At 54.7% G+C, this 20,741-nt stretch carries 16 protein-coding genes and 4 tRNA genes; all 20 read right to left on the minus strand.

Annotation, left to right across the window (positions count from 1 at the left end; all coding sequences use genetic code 11):
- Nucleotides 1-138: 138 nt before the first annotated feature.
- The 20 genes from tuf (AC0ZWN_RS21800) to birA all read right to left on the minus strand — a co-directional run bounded on the left by tuf (AC0ZWN_RS21800) (nt 139) and on the right by birA (nt 20,539).
- Nucleotides 139-1,332 (minus strand): elongation factor Tu, encoded by a 1,194-nt coding sequence (gene tuf / locus AC0ZWN_RS21800; RefSeq protein WP_064361246.1) that lies wholly within the window; start codon nt 1,330-1,332, stop codon nt 139-141.
- Nucleotides 1,333-1,363: 31 nt separating this feature from the next.
- Entirely contained in the window at nt 1,364-3,469 is a 2,106-nt protein-coding gene (fusA, locus tag AC0ZWN_RS21805; RefSeq protein ID WP_476336466.1) for an elongation factor G, read from the minus strand.
- Nucleotides 3,470-3,499: 30 nt separating this feature from the next.
- A complete protein-coding gene (rpsG, locus tag AC0ZWN_RS21810; protein WP_007916467.1) occupies nt 3,500-3,973 on the minus strand; it encodes a 30S ribosomal protein S7 in 474 nt (157 codons plus the stop codon).
- Between the two features lie 107 nt (nt 3,974-4,080).
- The gene (rpsL, locus tag AC0ZWN_RS21815) at nt 4,081-4,452 is read right to left on the minus strand and encodes a 30S ribosomal protein S12 (RefSeq protein ID WP_003186084.1); all 372 of its coding nucleotides are present in this window, start codon (nt 4,450-4,452) and stop codon (nt 4,081-4,083) included.
- 216 nt (nt 4,453-4,668) lie between these two features.
- Nucleotides 4,669-8,868, minus strand: a complete 4,200-nt coding sequence (gene rpoC, locus AC0ZWN_RS21820) for a DNA-directed RNA polymerase subunit beta' (RefSeq protein WP_034156498.1) — start codon at nt 8,866-8,868, stop codon at nt 4,669-4,671.
- 64 nt (nt 8,869-8,932) lie between these two features.
- A complete protein-coding gene (gene rpoB, locus AC0ZWN_RS21825; protein WP_093442653.1) occupies nt 8,933-13,006 on the minus strand; it encodes a DNA-directed RNA polymerase subunit beta in 4,074 nt (1,357 codons plus the stop codon).
- A gap of 221 nt (nt 13,007-13,227) precedes the next feature.
- Entirely contained in the window at nt 13,228-13,593 is a 366-nt protein-coding gene (gene rplL / locus AC0ZWN_RS21830) for a 50S ribosomal protein L7/L12 (protein WP_003228750.1), read from the minus strand.
- 74 nt (nt 13,594-13,667) lie between these two features.
- Complete coding sequence (gene rplJ / locus AC0ZWN_RS21835) at nt 13,668-14,168, minus strand: 50S ribosomal protein L10 (protein ID WP_008081912.1); 501 nt, start codon at nt 14,166-14,168, stop codon at nt 13,668-13,670.
- Between the two features lie 198 nt (nt 14,169-14,366).
- Nucleotides 14,367-15,062 (minus strand): 50S ribosomal protein L1, encoded by a 696-nt coding sequence (gene rplA, locus AC0ZWN_RS21840; protein ID WP_007916481.1) that lies wholly within the window; start codon nt 15,060-15,062, stop codon nt 14,367-14,369.
- Nucleotides 15,062-15,493: a 50S ribosomal protein L11 gene (gene rplK, locus AC0ZWN_RS21845; protein ID WP_003228756.1), complete on the minus strand. Its 432-nt coding sequence runs from the start codon at nt 15,491-15,493 to the stop codon at nt 15,062-15,064. The genes rplA and rplK overlap by 1 nt, the downstream gene beginning before the upstream one ends.
- A gap of 117 nt (nt 15,494-15,610) precedes the next feature.
- Nucleotides 15,611-16,144 carry a transcription termination/antitermination protein NusG gene (nusG, locus tag AC0ZWN_RS21850; RefSeq protein WP_007957598.1) on the minus strand — a complete coding sequence of 178 codons (534 nt, stop codon included), beginning with the start codon at nt 16,142-16,144 and terminating at the stop codon, nt 15,611-15,613.
- 9 nt (nt 16,145-16,153) lie between these two features.
- Nucleotides 16,154-16,522, minus strand: a complete 369-nt coding sequence (gene secE / locus AC0ZWN_RS21855; RefSeq protein ID WP_009045851.1) for a preprotein translocase subunit SecE — start codon at nt 16,520-16,522, stop codon at nt 16,154-16,156.
- A gap of 45 nt (nt 16,523-16,567) precedes the next feature.
- A tRNA-Trp gene (locus AC0ZWN_RS21860) sits at nt 16,568-16,643 on the minus strand.
- A 53-nt stretch (nt 16,644-16,696) separates the two neighbouring features.
- On the minus strand, nt 16,697-17,890 hold the full coding sequence (gene tuf, locus AC0ZWN_RS21865) for an elongation factor Tu (protein WP_064361246.1): 1,194 nt from the start codon (nt 17,888-17,890) through the stop codon (nt 16,697-16,699).
- Nucleotides 17,891-17,975: 85 nt separating this feature from the next.
- A tRNA-Thr gene (locus tag AC0ZWN_RS21870) sits at nt 17,976-18,051 on the minus strand.
- 26 nt (nt 18,052-18,077) lie between these two features.
- Nucleotides 18,078-18,151: transfer RNA gene (locus tag AC0ZWN_RS21875), tRNA-Gly, on the minus strand.
- A 25-nt stretch (nt 18,152-18,176) separates the two neighbouring features.
- A tRNA-Tyr gene (locus tag AC0ZWN_RS21880) sits at nt 18,177-18,261 on the minus strand.
- Between the two features lie 143 nt (nt 18,262-18,404).
- Complete coding sequence (locus AC0ZWN_RS21885) at nt 18,405-18,836, minus strand: hypothetical protein (protein ID WP_476336468.1); 432 nt, start codon at nt 18,834-18,836, stop codon at nt 18,405-18,407.
- A gap of 7 nt (nt 18,837-18,843) precedes the next feature.
- Entirely contained in the window at nt 18,844-19,596 is a 753-nt protein-coding gene (locus AC0ZWN_RS21890) for a pantothenate kinase (protein ID WP_095048841.1), read from the minus strand.
- On the minus strand, nt 19,586-20,539 hold the full coding sequence (gene birA, locus AC0ZWN_RS21895; RefSeq protein WP_093434950.1) for a bifunctional biotin--[acetyl-CoA-carboxylase] ligase/biotin operon repressor BirA: 954 nt from the start codon (nt 20,537-20,539) through the stop codon (nt 19,586-19,588). The genes AC0ZWN_RS21890 and birA overlap by 11 nt, the downstream gene beginning before the upstream one ends.
- Between the last annotated feature and the right edge of the window lie 202 nt (nt 20,540-20,741).

The following is a 20,741-nucleotide window of genomic DNA, read 5'->3' on the forward strand; positions in this document are numbered from 1 at the left end:
TATTCCCACCGAGCGCAATACGCCCGTTAAAAGGAGGCGCAATTCTATAGACGCCCCAGATGGGTGTCAACCCAATAAAAAAGCCCCCGCTGAGCGGGGGCTTTTTTCAAAGCATCAAGCAAACTCTAAAAAAGAGAATTACTCGATGATTTTGGCTACGACGCCAGCGCCGACGGTACGACCGCCTTCACGGATAGCGAAACGCAGACCGTCTTCCATCGCGATGGTTTTGATCAGGGTAACAGTCATCTGAATGTTGTCACCTGGCATTACCATTTCAACGCCTTCTGGCAGCTCGCAGTTACCAGTCACGTCAGTAGTACGGAAGTAGAACTGTGGACGGTAGCCTTTGAAGAACGGAGTGTGACGACCGCCTTCTTCCTTGCTCAGAACGTAAACTTCTGCGGTGAACTTGGTGTGCGGCTTAACCGAACCCGGCTTAACCAGAACCTGACCACGTTCAACGTCGTCACGCTTGGTACCACGCAGCAGAACGCCGCAGTTCTCGCCAGCACGACCTTCGTCGAGCAGCTTGCGGAACATTTCAACACCAGTGCAAGTAGTAACGGTGGTGTCACGCAGACCAACGATTTCCAGCGGATCCTGAACGCGAACGATACCGCGCTCGATACGACCAGTCACAACAGTACCGCGACCCGAGATCGAGAATACGTCTTCGATTGGCATCAGGAACGGCTTGTCGATCATACGAACTGGTTCTGGGATGTAGGCATCCAGAGTCTCTACCAGCTTCTTGACAGCGGTAGTGCCCATTTCGTTGTCGTCTTTGCCTTCCAGAGCCATACGAGCCGAACCGATGATGATTGGAGTGTCATCGCCCGGGAAGTCGTAGGTGGACAGCAGGTCACGAACTTCCATCTCAACCAGTTCCAGCAGCTCTGCATCGTCTACCAGGTCAGCCTTGTTCAGGAAAACCACGATGTACGGAACGCCTACCTGACGGGACAGCAGGATGTGCTCACGGGTTTGTGGCATCGGACCATCAGCGGCCGAGCAAACCAGAATAGCGCCGTCCATTTGAGCAGCACCGGTGATCATGTTCTTCACATAGTCAGCGTGACCTGGGCAGTCGACGTGAGCGTAGTGACGGATCTTCGAGTTGTACTCAACGTGTGCGGTGTTGATGGTGATACCGCGAGCTTTTTCTTCCGGTGCGCTGTCGATCTTGTCGAAGTCAACGATTGCGGAACCGAAAACTTCCGAGCAAACGCGAGTCAGAGCAGCAGTCAGAGTGGTTTTACCGTGGTCAACGTGACCGATGGTGCCAACGTTGACGTGCGGTAGGGAACGATCAAATTTTTCTTTAGCCACGACAATTAACTCCTAGCCTAAAGGGGCTGAATCAGCCTTGTTTTTTGGTTACGGATTCGACGATGTGCGACGGAGCCGTATCGTATTTTTTGAATTCCATAGAGTAGCTTGCGCGACCCTGGGACATGGAACGAACGTCGGTCGCATAACCGAACATCTCACCCAGTGGAACTTCGGCACGGATAACCTTGCCGGACACTGTGTCTTCCATACCCTGGATCATGCCGCGACGACGGTTAAGGTCGCCCATTACATCACCCATATAGTCTTCAGGCGTAACAACCTCTACAGCCATGATCGGCTCAAGCAACTCACCACCGCCCTTCTGGGCCAGTTGCTTGGTCGCCATGGACGCAGCCACTTTAAACGCCATCTCGTTGGAGTCGACGTCGTGGTAAGAACCATCGAACACGGTAGCCTTCAGGCCGATCAGCGGATAGCCGGCAACAACGCCGTTCTTCATCTGCTCTTCGATACCCTTCTGGATAGCCGGGATGTATTCCTTAGGAACCACACCACCTACAACTTCGTTCACGAATTGCAGACCTTCCTGACCTTCGTCAGCAGGAGCAAAACGGATCCAGCAGTGGCCGAACTGACCACGACCGCCGGACTGACGAACGAACTTGCCTTCGATTTCACAGTTCTTCGTGATGCGCTCACGATACGAAACCTGAGGCTTGCCGATGTTGGCTTCGACGTTGAACTCACGGCGCATCCGGTCAACCAGGATGTCCAGGTGCAGCTCGCCCATGCCGGAGATGATCGTTTGACCAGTCTCTTCATCAGTTTTAACGCGGAAAGACGGGTCTTCCTGAGCAAGCTTGCCCAGAGCGATGCCCATTTTTTCCTGGTCATCCTTGGTCTTAGGCTCTACGGCAACCGAAATAACCGGCTCCGGGAAGTCCATGCGAACCAGGATGATTGGCTTGTCAGCGTTGCAGAGGGTCTCACCAGTGGTGACGTCCTTCATGCCGATCAGGGCCGCGATGTCACCAGCGCGTACTTCCTTGATCTCTTCACGGGCGTTTGCGTGCATTTGCACCATACGACCCACGCGCTCTTTTTTACCTTTAACCGAGTTGATCACGCCGTCGCCGGAGTTCAACACGCCCGAGTAAACACGGACGAAGGTCAAGGTACCCACGAATGGGTCGGTAGCGATCTTGAACGCCAGAGCCGAGAACGGCTCCGCATCGTCTGCATGACGCTCCAGCTCGACTTCCTCGTTATCAGGGTCAGTACCCTTGATCGCAGGAATGTCGGTCGGTGCAGGCAGGAAGTCGATAACGGCGTCGAGAACCAGGGGAACACCCTTGTTCTTGAAGGAAGAACCGCAAACGGCCAAAACGATTTCGCCGGCGATAGTACGCTGACGCAAAGCAGCTTTGATCTCTTCGATCGACAGCTCTTCGCCTTCCAGGTACTTGTTCATCAGCTCTTCGTTGGCTTCAGCAGCAGCTTCAACCATGTTGTTGCGCCACTCTTCAGCCAGCTCTTGGAGCTCAGCAGGAATGTCCTTGCGAACAGGAACCATACCTTTGTCAGAGTCATTCCAGTAGACAGCTTGCATGTTGATCAGATCGATCTGACCCTGGAAGTTGTCTTCGGAACCGATGGCCAACTGGATCGGCACCGGAGTGTGACCCAGACGCTGCTTGATCTGACCGATCACGCGCAGGAAGTTGGCACCAGCACGGTCCATCTTGTTTACGTAAACAAGACGTGGAACGCCGTATTTGTTGGCTTGACGCCATACGGTTTCCGACTGAGGCTCAACACCCGAAGTACCGCAGAACACAACGACAGCGCCGTCGAGTACGCGCAGGGAACGCTCAACTTCAATAGTGAAGTCAACGTGGCCCGGGGTATCGATTACGTTGAAGCGGTGCTCGTCCTTGTACTGCTTCTCGGAACCTTTCCAGAAAGCGGTGATGGCAGCAGAAGTAATGGTAATACCACGCTCCTGCTCCTGCACCATCCAGTCTGTGGTCGCGGCGCCATCATGCACCTCGCCCATTTTGTGACTTTTGCCGGTGTAAAAAAGGACGCGCTCGGTGGTGGTGGTTTTACCAGCATCCACGTGAGCGACGATACCGATGTTACGGTAGCGGCTAATCGGAGTAGTACGAGCCATAAAGCCCTCGCAAAATTAGTGAAGCTAAAATTAGAAGCGGTAGTGCGAGAAAGCTTTGTTGGCTTCAGCCATACGGTGCACGTCTTCACGCTTCTTAACAGCAGCACCTTTACCTTCAGCAGCATCCAGCAGTTCGCCAGCCAAACGCAGAGCCATAGACTTCTCGCCACGCTTACGGGCGAAGTCTACCAACCAGCGCATTGCCAGAGCGTTACGACGGGAAGGACGAACCTCGACCGGAACCTGGTAAGTAGCACCACCAACGCGGCGCGACTTCACTTCGACCAGCGGAGCGATGGCGTCGAGTGCTTTTTCGAAGAGTTCCAGGGGATCGGTGCCAGCCTTACGGGTCGCAACGGTTTCCAGGGCACCATAAACGATACGCTCGGCAACGGCTTTCTTGCCGCTTTCCATAACGTGGTTCATGAATTTGGCGAGGATCTGGCTTCCGTATTTCGGATCGTCCAGAATCTCACGCTTTGCTGCTACGCGACGTCTTGGCATGATAAGCCCTCAAGCGGTCTTCAGGTTAGCTCGGGACAGATCCAATGGATGCGTGCCCGACCTTACTCTTATCGACTCAATAAAATGAAAATCTGCAAAACGACCGATTACTTCGGACGCTTGGTACCGTACTTCGAACGACCCTGGTTACGACCTTTAACGCCGGAAGTATCCAAGGAGCCGCGAACGGTGTGGTAACGAACACCTGGCAAGTCTTTTACACGACCGCCGCGGATCAGTACCACGCTGTGCTCTTGCAGGTTGTGACCTTCACCACCGATGTACGAGGAAACCTCGAAACCGTTGGTCAGGCGCACACGGCATACTTTACGCAGTGCCGAGTTAGGTTTTTTCGGCGTGGTGGTGTACACACGGGTGCACACGCCACGACGTTGCGGGCAGTTCTGCAGCGCAGGTACGTCGGATTTCTCGACGATACGCTTACGCGGCTGACGTACCAGCTGGTTGATAGTTGCCATCTACTAGCTCCACTGTTGTCTTGCGACGCTATTGTCTTGCAAGAAAAGCAAAATGGCAGGAACGAATTCCCGCCAAATTTAGGGGATCAAGAGTCTAAAGAGGATCTTGTCCCCAGTCAAGGCAAGGCCCCGACCTCCCCGCCCTTCGAACCTCGACAAAATGTCTCGATTCGATGAACGGAGCGATCAGGGCCTTACGCTCATTTACCGCAGAACTCAGTTACCGCTCGAGTTCAGCGCTTCGGTCAGTGCAGCTTCCACTTCACTGGCGCTTACGCGCAACGGCTTGTCAGCATCACGGCGACGCTTGCGCTCGCTGTGATATGCCAGACCGGTACCGGCCGGGATCAGACGACCCACGACTACGTTTTCTTTCAGGCCGCGCAGGTAATCGCGCTTGCCGGTGACTGCCGCTTCGGTCAGTACGCGGGTAGTTTCCTGGAAGGAAGCTGCCGAGATGAACGATTCGGTGGACAACGACGCCTTGGTGATACCCAACAGAACGCGAGTGTACTTGGAGACGAACTTGTCTTCGCCGCCCAAACGCTCGTTTTCTACCAGTACGTGAGTCAGTTCCATCTGGTCGCCCTTGATGAAACTCGAATCGCCGGATTCAGCGATTTCAACTTTACGCAGCATCTGACGCAGGATGGTCTCGATGTGCTTATCGTTGATCTTCACGCCTTGCAGACGGTAAACGTCCTGAATCTCGTTAACGATGTACTTGGCCAGCGCGCTCACACCCAACAGACGCAGGATGTCGTGCGGATCGCTTGGGCCGTCGGAGATAACTTCGCCGCGGTTTACCTGTTCGCCTTCGAACACGTTCAGGTGACGCCACTTCGGAATCAGCTCTTCGTACGGATCGCTACCGTCGTTCGGGGTAATAACCAGACGGCGCTTGCCTTTGGTCTCTTTACCGAACGCGATGGTGCCGCTGACCTCAGCCAGAATCGACGCCTCTTTCGGACGACGAGCTTCGAACAAGTCGGCAACACGCGGCAGACCACCGGTGATGTCACGGGTCTTCGAAGTTTCTTGCGGGATACGAGCGATAACATCACCGATCGCAATCTTCGCACCGTCAGCCACACCGACCAGGGCGTTGGCTGGCAGGAAGTACTGAGCGATAACGTCAGTGCCTGGCAGCAACAGATCCTTGCCGTTGTCGTCGACCATCTTCACTGCTGGACGGATTTCTTTGCCCGCAGCTGGACGATCTTTCGCGTCGAGTACTTCAATGTTGGTCATACCGGTCAATTCGTCAGTCTGACGCTTGATCGTGATGCCTTCTTCCATGCCCACGTAGGTCACGGTACCTTTCATTTCGGTAACGATCGGGTGAGTGTGCGGATCCCACTTGGCCACGATTGCGCCAGCGTCGACCTTGTCACCCTCTTTAACCGAAATCACAGCACCGTACGGCAGCTTGTAACGCTCACGCTCACGACCGAAGTCGTCAGCGATGGCCAGCTCACCGGAACGGGACACAGCCACCAGGTGACCATCCACTCGCTCAACATGCTTCAGGTTGTGCAGACGGACAGTACCGCCATTCTTCACCTGAACGCTGTCAGCTGCGGAAGTACGGCTAGCCGCACCACCGATGTGGAACGTACGCATCGTCAGCTGGGTACCCGGCTCACCGATGGACTGGGCAGCGATAACGCCGACCGCTTCACCGATGTTCACCTGGTGACCACGAGCCAGATCACGGCCGTAGCACTTGGCGCAAATGCCATAGCGGGTTTCGCAGCTGATCGGCGAACGCACGATCACTTCGTCGATGCTGTTCAGCTCGATGAACTCAACCCACTTCTCGTCTACCAGAGTGCCGGCAGGAACGATAACGTCCTCGGTACCTGGCTTGAATACGTCACGGGCAATAACACGACCCAATACGCGCTCACCCAACGGCTCTACAACGTCACCGCCTTCAATGTGCGGAGTCATCAGCAGACCGTGTTCGGTGCCGCAATCGATCTCGGTGACAACCAGATCCTGCGCCACGTCTACCAGACGACGAGTCAGGTAACCGGAGTTCGCAGTTTTCAACGCGGTATCCGCCAGACCTTTACGAGCACCGTGAGTGGAGATGAAGTACTGAAGTACGCTCAAACCTTCTCGGAAGTTCGCAGTAATCGGCGTTTCGATGATGGAACCGTCCGGCTTGGCCATCAGACCACGCATACCGGCCAGCTGACGAATCTGTGCTGCGGAACCCCGCGCACCCGAGTCGGCCATCATGTACATCGAGTTGAAAGACTCTTGATCGACTTCAACGCCGTGACGGTCGATAACCTTCTCTTTCGAGAGGTTGGCCATCATTGCCTTGGAAACTTCGTCGTTCGCTTTCGACCAAAGGTCGATCACTTTGTTGTACTTCTCGCCCTGGGTTACCAGGCCGGAGGCGTACTGGCTCTCGATCTCTTTCACTTCGTCGGTGGCAGCACCGATGATGCGGGCTTTCTCGTCAGGGATAACGAAGTCGTTAACACCGATGGAAACGCCGGAGATGGTCGAGTAAGCGAAACCGGTGTACATCAACTGGTCAGCGAAGATCACGGTCTCTTTCAGACCAACCACGCGGTAGCACTGGTTGATCAGCTTGGAGATCGCCTTTTTCTTCATCGGCAGGTTGACGACGTCGTACGACAGACCTTTTGGCACAACCTGGAACAGCAGCGCACGGCCGACAGTGGTGTCGACGATACGGGTGCCGCTTACGCTGTTGCCGTCACGGTCGTTGACGGTTTCGTTGATACGAACCTTAACCTTGGCGTGCAGTGCGGCTTCGCCGGCACGGAACACACGGTCAACTTCCTGCAGATCCGCGAACACACGACCTTCGCCCTTGGCGTTGATCGCTTCACGAGTCATGTAGTACAGACCCAATACAACGTCCTGCGACGGAACGATGATTGGCTCACCGTTGGCTGGCGACAGAATGTTGTTGGTCGACATCATCAACGCACGCGCTTCAAGCTGGGCTTCCAGCGTCAGCGGTACGTGCACGGCCATTTGGTCGCCGTCGAAGTCGGCGTTGTACGCGGCGCAGACCAGCGGGTGCAGCTGGATAGCCTTACCTTCGATCAGTACCGGTTCAAACGCCTGGATACCCAGACGGTGAAGGGTCGGTGCACGGTTGAGAAGAACCGGGTGTTCGCGAATCACTTCAGCGAGAACGTCCCAAACCTCTGGCAGTTCGCGCTCGACCATTTTCTTGGCCGCTTTGATGGTGGTCGCGAGACCACGCATTTCCAGCTTGCCGAAAATGAACGGTTTGAACAGCTCGAGAGCCATCTTCTTCGGCAGACCGCACTGATGCAGACGCAGGGTCGGGCCTACGGTAATTACCGAACGACCGGAGTAGTCAACACGCTTACCGAGCAAGTTCTGACGGAAACGACCCTGCTTACCCTTGATCATGTCAGCCAGGGATTTCAGAGGACGCTTGTTCGAACCGGTGATAGCGCGGCCACGACGACCGTTGTCGAGCAGCGCATCGACAGCTTCCTGCAACATACGCTTTTCGTTGCGCACGATGATGTCCGGAGCGGACAGATCCAGCAGACGCTTCAAACGGTTGTTACGGTTGATCACTCGACGATACAGATCGTTGAGGTCGGAAGTCGCGAAACGACCGCCGTCCAGCGGGACCAGTGGACGCAGATCTGGCGGCAGAACCGGCAGAACGGTCAGCACCATCCACTCTGGCAGGTTGCCGGAACCCTGGAAGGCTTCCATCAACTTCAGACGCTTGGACAGCTTCTTGATCTTGGTTTCGGAGTTGGTTTGCGGAATTTCTTCACGCAGACGGCCAATCTCGTGTTCCAGATCGATAGCGTGCAACAGTTCACGGACAGCTTCAGCACCCATGCGGGCGTCGAAGTCATCACCGAACTCTTCCAGCGCTTCGAAGTACTGCTCGTCGTTCAGCAGCTGACCTTTTTCAAGAGTGGTCATGCCTGGATCGATAACGACATAGCTCTCGAAGTAGAGAACGCGTTCGATATCACGCAGGGTCATGTCCATCAGCAGGCCGATACGGGACGGCAGCGATTTCAGGAACCAGATGTGGGCAACCGGCGAAGCCAGTTCGATGTGCGCCATGCGCTCACGACGAACCTTGGCCAGCGCAACTTCAACGCCGCACTTCTCGCAGATCACACCACGGTGCTTCAAGCGCTTGTACTTACCGCACAGGCACTCGTAATCCTTTACCGGGCCAAAGATCTTGGCGCAGAACAGGCCGTCACGCTCAGGTTTGAACGTACGGTAGTTGATGGTTTCCGGCTTTTTAACTTCACCGAACGACCATGAGCGGATCATCTCAGGCGAGGCCAATCCGATACGGATGGCGTCGAACTCTTCGACTTGACCCTGGTTTTTCAGCAAATTCAGTAGGTCTTTCAAGGCCTTTCCTCCTGGCGGAGCAGAGAGCGGGCAATCCTGCCCCGCTCTCGATTCGCGTCACGTGTTATTCGGTTTCCAGATCGATATCGATGCCGAGGGAACGAATTTCCTTGATCAACACGTTGAAGGACTCGGGCATGCCCGGCTCCATACGGTGATCGCCATCCACGATGTTTTTGTACATCTTGGTACGGCCGTTCACATCGTCCGACTTCACTGTGAGCATTTCTTGCAGAGTGTAAGCAGCACCGTATGCTTCCAGTGCCCAGACCTCCATCTCCCCGAAACGCTGACCACCGAACTGCGCCTTACCACCCAGCGGCTGCTGGGTAACCAGGCTGTACGAACCGGTAGAACGCGCGTGCATCTTGTCGTCTACCAAGTGGTTCAGCTTCAGCATGTACATGTAGCCAACGGTAACTGGACGCTCAAACTTGTTGCCGGTACGGCCGTCAGTCAGCTGCATCTGGCCGCTTTCCGGCAGGTCTGCCAGTTTCAGCATGGCCTTGATTTCGCTTTCCTTGGCGCCGTCGAACACTGGGGTGGCCATTGGAACACCGCCACGCAGGTTCTTCGCCAGATCCAGGATTTCCTGATCGGAGAAGCTGTCCAGATCTTCGTTACGACCGCCGATCTGGTTGTAGATCTCGTCCAGGAAGGTGCGCAGTTCAGCGACTTTACGCTGCTCTTCGACCATCCGGTTGATCTTCTCGCCCAAACCTTTGGCCGCGAGGCCCAGGTGGGTTTCAAGGATCTGACCAACGTTCATACGCGAAGGTACGCCCAGTGGGTTGAGGACCACGTCGACCGGGGTGCCATTGGCATCGTGCGGCATGTCTTCAACCGGCATGATCACGGAGACCACACCTTTGTTACCGTGACGACCGGCCATCTTGTCGCCCGGCTGGATGCGACGACGGATTGCCAGGTAAACCTTGACGATTTTCAGCACGCCTGGAGCCAGGTCATCACCCTGCTGCAGTTTGCGCTTCTTGTCTTCGAACTTGTCGTCCAGCAGACGGCGGCGATCAACGATGTAGGCCTGAGCCTTCTCGAGCTGCTCGTTCAGAGCATCTTCAGCCATGCGCAGTTTGAACCACTGACCATGCTCAAGACCGTCGAGAACTTCGTCGGTGATGTCCTGACCTTTCTTCAGACCTGCGCCGCCTTCAGCCTTGTGGCCTACCAGAGCGGAACGCAGACGTTCGAACGTCGCGCCTTCAACGATACGGAATTCTTCGTTCAGATCCTTGCGAATCTCGTCCAGCTGGGACTTCTCGATCGACAGTGCACGAGCATCACGCTCAACGCCGTCACGGGTGAAGACCTGTACGTCGATGACAGTACCTTTGGTGCCGGTTGGCACGCGCAGGGAGGTGTCTTTAACGTCGCTGGCTTTTTCACCGAAGATCGCACGCAGCAGTTTTTCTTCCGGAGTCAGCTGGGTCTCGCCTTTCGGAGTGACCTTGCCCACCAGGATGTCGCCTGCGCCTACTTCAGCACCTACGTAAACGATACCGGCTTCGTCCAGCTTGTTCAGTGCAGCTTCACCCACGTTCGGGATGTCCGCAGTGATTTCCTCTGGGCCAAGCTTGGTGTCACGGGCCACACAGGTCAGTTCCTGAATGTGGATCGTGGTGAAACGGTCTTCCTGAACAACACGCTCGGACAGGCAGATGGAGTCTTCGAAGTTGAAGCCGTTCCATGCCATGAACGCGATGCGCATGTTCTGACCCAGTGCCAGTTCACCCATGTCGGTGGACGGGCCGTCGGCCATGATGTCGCTACGCTGAACGCGATCACCCTTGCTCACCAGCGGACGCTGGTTGATGCAGGTGTTCTGGTTCGAGCGGGTGTATTTGGTCAGGTTGTAGATGTCGACACCAGCTTCGCCGGTTTCAACTTCATCATCAGCAACACGAACCACGATACGGCTGGCATCGACGGAATCGATTACGCCGCCACGACGAGCCACGACGCAAACGCCGGAGTCACGAGCTACGTTACGCTCCATGCCGGTACCTACCAGCGGCTTGTCAGCGCGCAGGGTTGGTACAGCTTGACGCTGCATGTTCGAACCCATCAACGCACGGTTGGCGTCGTCGTGCTCGAGGAACGGGATCAGCGACGCTGCAACCGAAACTACTTGCTTCGGCGAAACGTCCATCAAGGTGACTTCTTCAGGCGCCTTAACGGTGAATTCGTTCAGGTGACGTACGGCTACCAGTTCGTCGATCAGGACTTTCTGGTCGTTCATGGTCGCCGAAGCCTGCGCGATCACGTGATCGGCTTCTTCAATAGCGGACAGGAACACGATCTCGTCGGTGACCACACCCTCTTTCACCACGCGGTACGGGCTTTCCAGGAAGCCGTACTGGTTGGTGCGAGCGTAAGCAGCCAAGGAGTTGATCAGACCGATGTTCGGACCTTCCGGCGTTTCAATCGGGCATACACGACCGTAGTGAGTCGGGTGTACGTCACGGACTTCAAAGCCTGCGCGCTCACGAGTCAGACCGCCAGGGCCGAGTGCAGAGACACGACGCTTGTGGGTGATCTCGGACAGCGGGTTGTTCTGGTCCATGAACTGCGAGAGCTGGCTGGAGCCGAAGAACTCTTTCACCGCTGCAGCCACTGGCTTGGCGTTGATCAGGTCCTGCGGCATCAGGCCTTCGCTTTCAGCCATCGACAGACGCTCTTTGACCGCACGCTCAACACGTACCAGGCCAACGCGGAACTGGTTCTCGGCCATTTCGCCTACGCAGCGAACACGACGGTTACCCAGGTGGTCGATGTCATCGACGATGCCTTTACCGTTACGGATGTCGACCAGAGTCTTCAATACCGCGACGATGTCTTCCTTGCACAGCACGCCCGAACCTTCGATCTCGGTACGACCGATACGACGATTGAACTTCATCCGGCCGACCGCAGACAGGTCATAGCGCTCAGGACTGAAGAACAGGTTGTTGAACAGGGTTTCGGCAGCATCTTTGGTTGGCGGCTCGCCTGGACGCATCATGCGATAGATCTCGACCAGCGCTTCCAATTGGTTGCTGGTGGAGTCGATCTTCAGCGTGTCGGAGACGAACGGACCGCAGTCGATATCGTTGGTGTACAGCGTTTCGATGCGAACAACGCCGGCCTTGGCAATTTTTGCCAGGACTTCAGTGTTCAGCTCGGTGTTGCACTCTGCCAGGATTTCGCCGGTAGCCGGGTGCACGATGACCTTGGCGGTAGTACGGCCCAGGACGTAGTCCAGAGGTACTTCCAGAGTCTTGATGCCGGCTTTTTCGATCTGGTTGATGTGGCGCGCGGTAATACGGCGGCCCGCTTCAACAATGACCTTGCCCTTCTCGTCCTGAATGTCCAGAACCGCAATTTCACCACGCAGACGCGAAGCAATCAGCTCCAGGCTGAGGGTTTCGCCGCTCAGGTGGAAAACGTTGGTGGTGTAGAAAGCGTCCAGCACTTCTTCAGTGGTATAGCCGAGCGCGCGCAGAAGTACCGATGCCGGCAGCTTGCGACGACGGTCGATACGCACGAACACGCAGTCTTTCGGGTCGAACTCGAAGTCCAGCCACGAACCGCGGTAAGGAATGATGCGCGCGGAGTACAGCAGTTTGCCGGAGCTATGCGTCTTGCCGCGGTCGTGGTCGAAGAACACGCCCGGGGAACGGTGCAGCTGGGAAACGATTACACGCTCGGTACCGTTGATTACGAAGGTACCGTTCTCAGTCATCAGGGGGATTTCACCCATGTAGACTTCTTGCTCTTTGATGTCCTTGATCGCTTTGTTCGACGATTCTTTGTCGAAAATGATCAGGCGCACTTTTACCCGCAAAGGTACGGCGAAAGTTACACCGCGCAATACGCATTCTTTGACATCAAATGCCGGTTCGCCCAGGCGATAACCGACGTACTCCAGCGCAGCATTGCCGGAGTAGCTGATGATCGGGAAAACGGATTTGAAGGCCGCATGCAGGCCCACGTCGCGGAACTGATCTTTAGTCGCTCCCGCTTGCAAGAATTCACGATACGAATCCAGCTGGATGGCCAGGAGGTAAGGCACATCCATGACGTCCGGCAACTTGCTAAAGTCCTTGCGGATACGTTTTTTCTCAGTATATGAGTAAGCCATCAGCGTTCCCCAGCTTGGTCACCTGCTTGTTTGGCCCCTCCCGACGGGAGCAGCCAGAAAATCGTGCAAACCCCATGGTTTGCTCCACCGCATCGGGTGGTTACAGCGCCCTTATCAGCACCGACCCAGTCGGCTGCCAATAACGGAAAAAGGCCGGTGGCAAGAGCCACCAGCCATCAGCCTGTCGCTTGACGCTCGGGCTGGAGGAGCAAAGTCGATACTTATTTCAGCTCGACTTTAGCGCCTGCTTCTTCCAGCTTCTTCTTGGCGTCTTCAGCAGCTTCTTTCGAAACGCCTTCAGCTACAACCTGAGGAGCGCCGTCTACTTTCTCTTTGGCTTCTTTCAGGCCCAGACCAGTCAGTTCACGAACTGCCTTGATCACGTTAACCTTCTTCTCGCCAGCTTCCAGCAGAACAACGTTGAACTCGGTTTGCTCTTCAACAACAGCGGCAGCAGCAGCTGGACCAGCCGAAGCAGCAGCAGCGGTAACACCGAAGGTTTCTTCCATCGCTTTGATCAGCTCAACGATTTCCACTACGGATTTCTGGCCGATTGCTTCGATGATTTGTTCGTTAGTCAGAGACATGACTCAATTCCTGAATTGGGGGACGGCCTACGCGACCATCGAAATAAACAAAAAACGCGAGAAGTTGACGAGCCTTAGGCTGCGGCAGCTTCTTTCTGGTCGCGAATTGCCGCCAGAGTACGAGCCAATTTGCTGGTAGCGCCTTGAATCACGCTCATCAGCTGAGAAATTGCTTCGTCACGGGTCGGCAAGGTTGCCAGTACGTCGATCTGATTAGCTGCGAGGAACTTGCCCTCGAACGCAGCTGCCTTGATCTCGAACTTGTCCTGACCCTTGGCAAACTCTTTGAAGATACGGGCAGCAGCGCCCGGATGTTCGTTCGAGAATGCAATCAGGGTCGGGCCGGTGAACACGTCGTTGAGGACACTGTATTGAGTGTCAGCAACAGCGCGCTTGAGCAGGGTGTTACGTACAACACGTACGTAAACGCCAGCTTCACGAGCCTCTTTACGGAGTCCGGTCATTGCGCCTACTGTTACGCCACGTGCATCAACCACGACAGCGGACAGAGCGACTTTGGCAGCCTCGTTGACTTCAGCGACGATGGCCTTCTTGTCTTCGAGATTAATTGCCACGGGTTTAACTCCTGCTTGTTACCGTTTCATTCGATCGAAACCGAATGTCGTTTTGGTGTCTGATTCGGTAAGGAACCGGGAGCACCATCTGCGTAGGCTTATGGTTTAAGACTTGCGTCGCCTACGGTCTTGGATAGCCCCCGCCAGGCAGGGACCCCAATTTTTCGATTGGCGCGAACAATCGCGCCAACCTTTGTCTTACGCGTCCAGCGAGCTCTGATCGATAACCAGACCTGGGCCCATAGTGGTGCTCAGGGTAACGCGCTTGACATAGATACCTTTCGAAGAAGCTGGCTTGATACGCTTCAGATCAGCGATCAGGGCTTCAACGTTTTCCTTCAGCTTGACGGCGTCGAAGCCCATCTTGCCAACGGAGGTGTGAATGATGCCGTTTTTGTCGGTGCGATAACGAACCTGACCAGCTTTAGCGTTTTTAACCGCGGTAGCTACGTCTGGAGTTACGGTACCAACCTTAGGGTTAGGCATCAGACCACGTGGACCGAGGATCTGACCCAGTTGACCTACAACGCGCATTGCATCCGGGGATGCGATCACTACGTCATAGTTCAGGTCGCCGCCTTTCATTTCGGCAGCCAGGTCGTCCATACCTACACGGTCAGCGCCGGCAGCCAGAGCGGCCTCAGCAGCTGGACCCTGGGTGAACACAGCAACGCGAACGGTCTTGCCAGTGCCGTGTGGCAGCACAGTAGCGCTACGAACAACCTGGTCGGATTTACGCGGGTCTACACCCAGGTTTACAGCAACGTCGAACGACTCGCTGAACTTGACAGTCGACAGCTCAGCCAGCAGAGCAGCGGCGTCTACAATGTTGTAGGCCTTGCCTGCTTCGATTTTGCCGGCGATAGCCTTTTGACGCTTGGTCAGCTTAGCCATTACACACCCTCCACGTTAAGGCCCATGCTACGAGCAGAACCGGCGATAGTACGCACGGCTGCATCCATATCAGCTGCAGTCAGATCCGCGTTTTTGGTTTTCGCGATTTCTTCCAGCTGAGCACGGGTAACAGTGCCAACCTTAACGGTGTTCGGACGAGCGGAACCGCTGGTCAGACCGGCCGCCTTCTTCAGCAAAACCGAAGCAGGGGTGGATTTGGTTTCGAAAGTGAAACTACGGTCGCTATAGACAGTGATGATCACTGGAGTCGGCAGACCTGCTTCAAGACCCTGAGTACGGGCGTTGAAAGCCTTGCAGAATTCCATGATGTTCACGCCGTGCTGACCCAGAGCAGGACCAACAGGTGGGCTTGGGTTAGCCTGAGCGGCCTTCACTTGCAGCTTGATGTAAGCGGTAATTTTCTTGGCCATGAGGCACTCCAATTACGGGTTCGAACGCCTCGGAAGGCTCCCCGGTTACTTGCGCGTTTATCCCAGTGACGACAAAACCCCACAGCCTAGGGCTGCGGGGTTGGGATGCTTGTCCAGTTAGACCTTTTCGACCTGACTGAACTCCAACTCTACCGGGGTAGAGCGACCGAAAATGAGCACTGCCACTTGGATCCGGCTCTTTTCGTAGTTAACTTCTTCAACAACGCCATTGAAATCAGCAAATGGACCGTCATTGACTCGCACCGTTTCACCTGGCTCGAAGAGAGTCTTCGGCTTAGGCTTGTCGCTACCATCAGCAACGCGACGCAGAATTGCTTCTGCCTCTTTATCGGTGATCGGCGCAGGCTTATCAGCGGTACCGCCGATGAAACCCATCACCCGAGGAGTATCCTTGACCAAGTGCCAAGTACCCTCGTTCATATCCATTTGAACCAGCACATAGCCTGGAAAGAACTTACGTTCGCTTTTGCGCTTCTGGCCATTGCGCATTTCAACCACTTCTTCAGTGGGAACCAGAATCTCGCCGAAGCCATCTTCCATGCCAGCCAGCTTTACGCGCTCGATCAGCGAGCGCATCACATGCTTCTCGTAACCCGAGTAAGCATGCACAACATACCAACGCTTAGCCACGGGACACCCTTAGCCGACAATCAAGGAAACAAGCCAGCCGAGCAGGGAATCAAGCCCCCACAACAGCAACGCCATAACCAGAACAACAGCCACCACAATCAGGGTGGTCTGCGTGGTTTCTTGGCGAGTTGGCCACACGACTTTACGAATCTCGGTGCGAGCTTCCTTAACGAGTACAAAGAAAGACTTGCCCTTCGCAGTCTGCAGGCCTACAAAGGCAGCTACAGCAGCAATGGCAAGCAAAGCGAGTACACGGTACAGGATCGGCGAAGCAGAGTAATACTGATTGCCAACAACGCCAACAACCACCAAAGCGACAACTACAAGCCACTTGAGCAGATCGAAGCGAGAGCCTTGAGCTTCAGCTTTAGGAGTCATCTATGAAGATCCTGTGAAAAGAAAGCCAGACACACCAAGTGAATCTGGCAGGTCAGGAGGGAATCGAACCCCCAACCTACGGTTTTGGAGACCGTCGCTCTGCCAATTGAGCTACTGACCTAAAACAAAATCAGGCCGACCATTATGCCGGCCCGAAAAATACATTACAACTACTTACTCGATGATTTTAGCGACGACGCCAGCGCCGACGGTACGACCGCCTTCACGGATAGCGAAACGCAGACCGTCTTCCATCGCGATGGTTTTGATCAGGGTAACAGTCATCTGAATGTTGTCACCTGGCATTACCATTTCAACGCCTTCTGGCAGCTCGCAGTTACCAGTCACGTCAGTAGTACGGAAGTAGAACTGTGGACGGTAGCCTTTGAAGAACGGAGTGTGACGACCGCCTTCTTCCTTGCTCAGAACGTAAACTTCTGCGGTGAACTTGGTGTGCGGCTTAACCGAACCCGGCTTAACCAGAACCTGACCACGTTCAACGTCGTCACGCTTGGTACCACGCAGCAGAACGCCGCAGTTCTCGCCAGCACGACCTTCGTCGAGCAGCTTGCGGAACATTTCAACACCAGTGCAAGTAGTAACGGTGGTGTCACGCAGACCAACGATTTCCAGCGGATCCTGAACGCGAACGATACCGCGCTCGATACGACCAGTCACAACAGTACCGCGACCCGAGATCGAGAATACGTCTTCGATTGGCATCAGGAACGGCTTGTCGATCATACGAACTGGTTCTGGGATGTAGGCATCCAGAGTCTCTACCAGCTTCTTGACAGCGGTAGTGCCCATTTCGTTGTCGTCTTTGCCTTCCAGAGCCATACGAGCCGAACCGATGATGATTGGAGTGTCATCGCCCGGGAAGTCGTAGGTGGACAGCAGGTCACGAACTTCCATCTCAACCAGTTCCAGCAGCTCTGCATCGTCTACCAGGTCAGCCTTGTTCAGGAAAACCACGATGTACGGAACGCCTACCTGACGGGACAGCAGGATGTGCTCACGGGTTTGTGGCATCGGACCATCAGCGGCCGAGCAAACCAGAATAGCGCCGTCCATTTGAGCAGCACCGGTGATCATGTTCTTCACATAGTCAGCGTGACCTGGGCAGTCGACGTGAGCGTAGTGACGGATCTTCGAGTTGTACTCAACGTGTGCGGTGTTGATGGTGATACCGCGAGCTTTTTCTTCTGGCGCGCTGTCGATCTTGTCGAAGTCAACGATTGCGGAACCGAAAACTTCCGAGCAAACGCGAGTCAGAGCAGCAGTCAGAGTGGTTTTACCGTGGTCAACGTGACCAATGGTCCCAACGTTGACGTGGGGCAGGGAACGATCAAATTTTTCCTTAGCCATCGATATCACCCTCAACAGAAGAAATTAGACAAACAATATCAACCATTAAAACAAAGGCAGATATTTTCATATCTGCCTTGTTATATGGAGCTCTTGAGCGGATTTGAACCGCTGACCTCACCCTTACCAAGGGTGTGCTCTACCAACTGAGCTACAAGAGCAAAACACTTTGCACAACCTGCAAACTTGGAGCGGGTAGCGGGAATCGAACCCGCATCATCAGCTTGGAAGGCTGAGGTTCTACCACTAAACTATACCCGCGGAGCCTGCAGCTCACGCTTAAATCTGGTGGAGGGAGAAGGATTCGAACCTTCGAAGTCGTAGACGTCAGATTTACAGTCTGATCCCTTTGGCCGCTCGGGAACCCCTCCTAATCAGGCCGGCATTCTATACTATGCCAAACCCCTGTCAAGCATTTTCTCATTTAAAAACTTGAGGTTAGCTGCGTTGACATCGCTTCATTTTGAATCCCTACTTAGGTCTTCGCTGTGGAGCGGGCGCCATTCTATGCAAACTATTCAGTAGGTGCAACCCCCTCACACAGCATTATTTTATGTTTTAACTCATTGAATTCGTTGGAAAGGTTTTGGAACTGGGCATCCCCCAGCAAACGCTGGCCCTGAGGCGAAACAGACAACCAATAACCAGCCCCAGAAGCATCCCTCGACGAAGATTTTACATCGACTCCCATTTCAGCCAAACGCTGCTGGAGCGCTGTAATCGACTCCTGTCGAGAAAAACCACCAAGGAACAGACACTCTTGCCGACGCCCTCCCTGCCCCTCTCGAACATTGCTCGTCGTTTCACTGAGCAAGCGAATGTCTTGCTGGGAACCTCGATACAAACTAAGAGGCGTTACATCCTTCGCCCGCAAGGGCGCCTCCTGCTGATGCCAGACATAATAGAAAACATTAAGAACAAGAAGCAGGAGGAACAACCAACGCATACAAACCTCAGGAAAAAGGACACGCCATAGCCAGCCCCACAAACACCAGGTCAGGAACGACTCGGGCCTCAGGGGCGACAGCTGCAACCAATTCAGCATCCCCCCCAGTTATAAAGACTGCGAAGTCTTCTCTCCAGTAAGAGCGCGCCAGTTCCAACTGTGTCAATACGAAACCTCGCAACATCAATGAACACCCGCGCTCCACCGCCTCAACAGTGGTCCGCCCAGGCGCATTGCTTGACAGCGCGCGCTCAGCCGCCAGATCTCCATAGCGAATCTTACGGGTATGCGTACGCAACTGATTTCGCATCAAAGGCATTCCGGGGCAAATAAAACCACCAAGATGCTCACCACCCGCAGCAATAAAATCTGCAGTCACCGCCGTACCGAAATCAAGCACCAGGCAAGCGCCGCCTGATGCGAGATGAAACCCGCCAAGCATGGCCAGCCATCGATCCAGCCCTAGACGCTCGTACTCTTCATAACCGTTTTTGACACCGGACATTTCACGTGCGGGCTTCGCGCACACCACCGAAATACCAAACTCACGCTCGATAATAGCGATCAAGGCATCAGTCTCCTCCGCAGTCCTGACACTGACCACGCGGCACTTACGAAGCTCAAGCCCATTGAGAGCTTTCAAACTGTCTAGCAATGCGAGGTCAGAGTCGACAACCCCTTCAGAAAAGAGAGAGCCAAGTGCAGCCTTCAGTACTCGCCACTTAATGAAGCTGTTCCCACAGTCGAGCTCAAGAATCATCACGCAACCTCAGGCTGAGCTCACCACCACTAAAGACTTTTTCCACACCATCCACCTTCAGGCGCAGCGCACCCTGACTATCGATTCCGAGCACAACACCATCGATCTGACTGGAACCCGCAATCAATGACACAGAGCGATCCTGCCACAAATGGTTTGCCTCCCATTCCGCCTGGAGAGCCGAAAAACCATCCACTTGATGGCGCCGGATATAAACACTTAACTGCTTACTAAGCTCTGCCACCAGGGAGTTACGGTCAGTACTCCTACCTGACTCAAGCCGAATCGAAGTCCATTGCTGGCCAACTTCATCAGCCACTTGCATGTTCACATTTACACCAATACCCAGCACCACATGGCAAACGTCTGCCGGATCACCAACGAGTTCAAGGAGAATGCCGGCAATCTTCTTGTTACCCACCAAGACATCGTTGGGCCACTTCAATCCCGCACCTGGCACTCCAAAATTTCTCAGAGCCTGCAAGACAGCCAACCCAACAACAAGACTCAAGCCCTCGAGCTGGCGCATTCCACCATCAATACGCAGGACAAGGCTGTAATAAAGATTCTCTGCAAAGGGACTTACCCACTTGCGACCTCTTCGCCCACGACCAGAGACTTGGCGTTCCGCGAGCACCAAAAAGGGCGCCAAACTACCTTGGCCAATCGCCCGCAAGGCCTCAGCGTTTGTCGAGTCGACCGAATCCAAGACCATCACCGGCCAATCTGGCGCCATTGCCGATATTGCTCGAGAGTCGAGTAGCGTCAATGGAACAGCCAATTGATAGCCTCGTCCTCGCACTTTATGAATGGACAAGCCAAGCTCAGCCTCAAGATGCTGAAGCTGTTTCCATACCGCACTTCGACTTATTCCCAAGGCGGCACCAAGATCCTGACCAGAATGGAATCGGCCATCTTTCAGGAGGTTCAACAACGTCAACATGCAGGTCTCGCCCTCACAATGAGGCCCGAATAATATCCATGACCCGGGCTGTTGCATAGAAATCAAACAGATGCTTTTCCTGCGGGCAAAACAAAACCCCAACTGCTTTCGCAATTGGGGTTTCGGAATTTAATCTTGACGATGACCTACTCTCACATGGGGAAACCCCACACTACCATCGGCGATGCATCGTTTCACTGCT

The organism is Pseudomonas sp. 3B-A001-10F, from assembly GCF_056313565.1.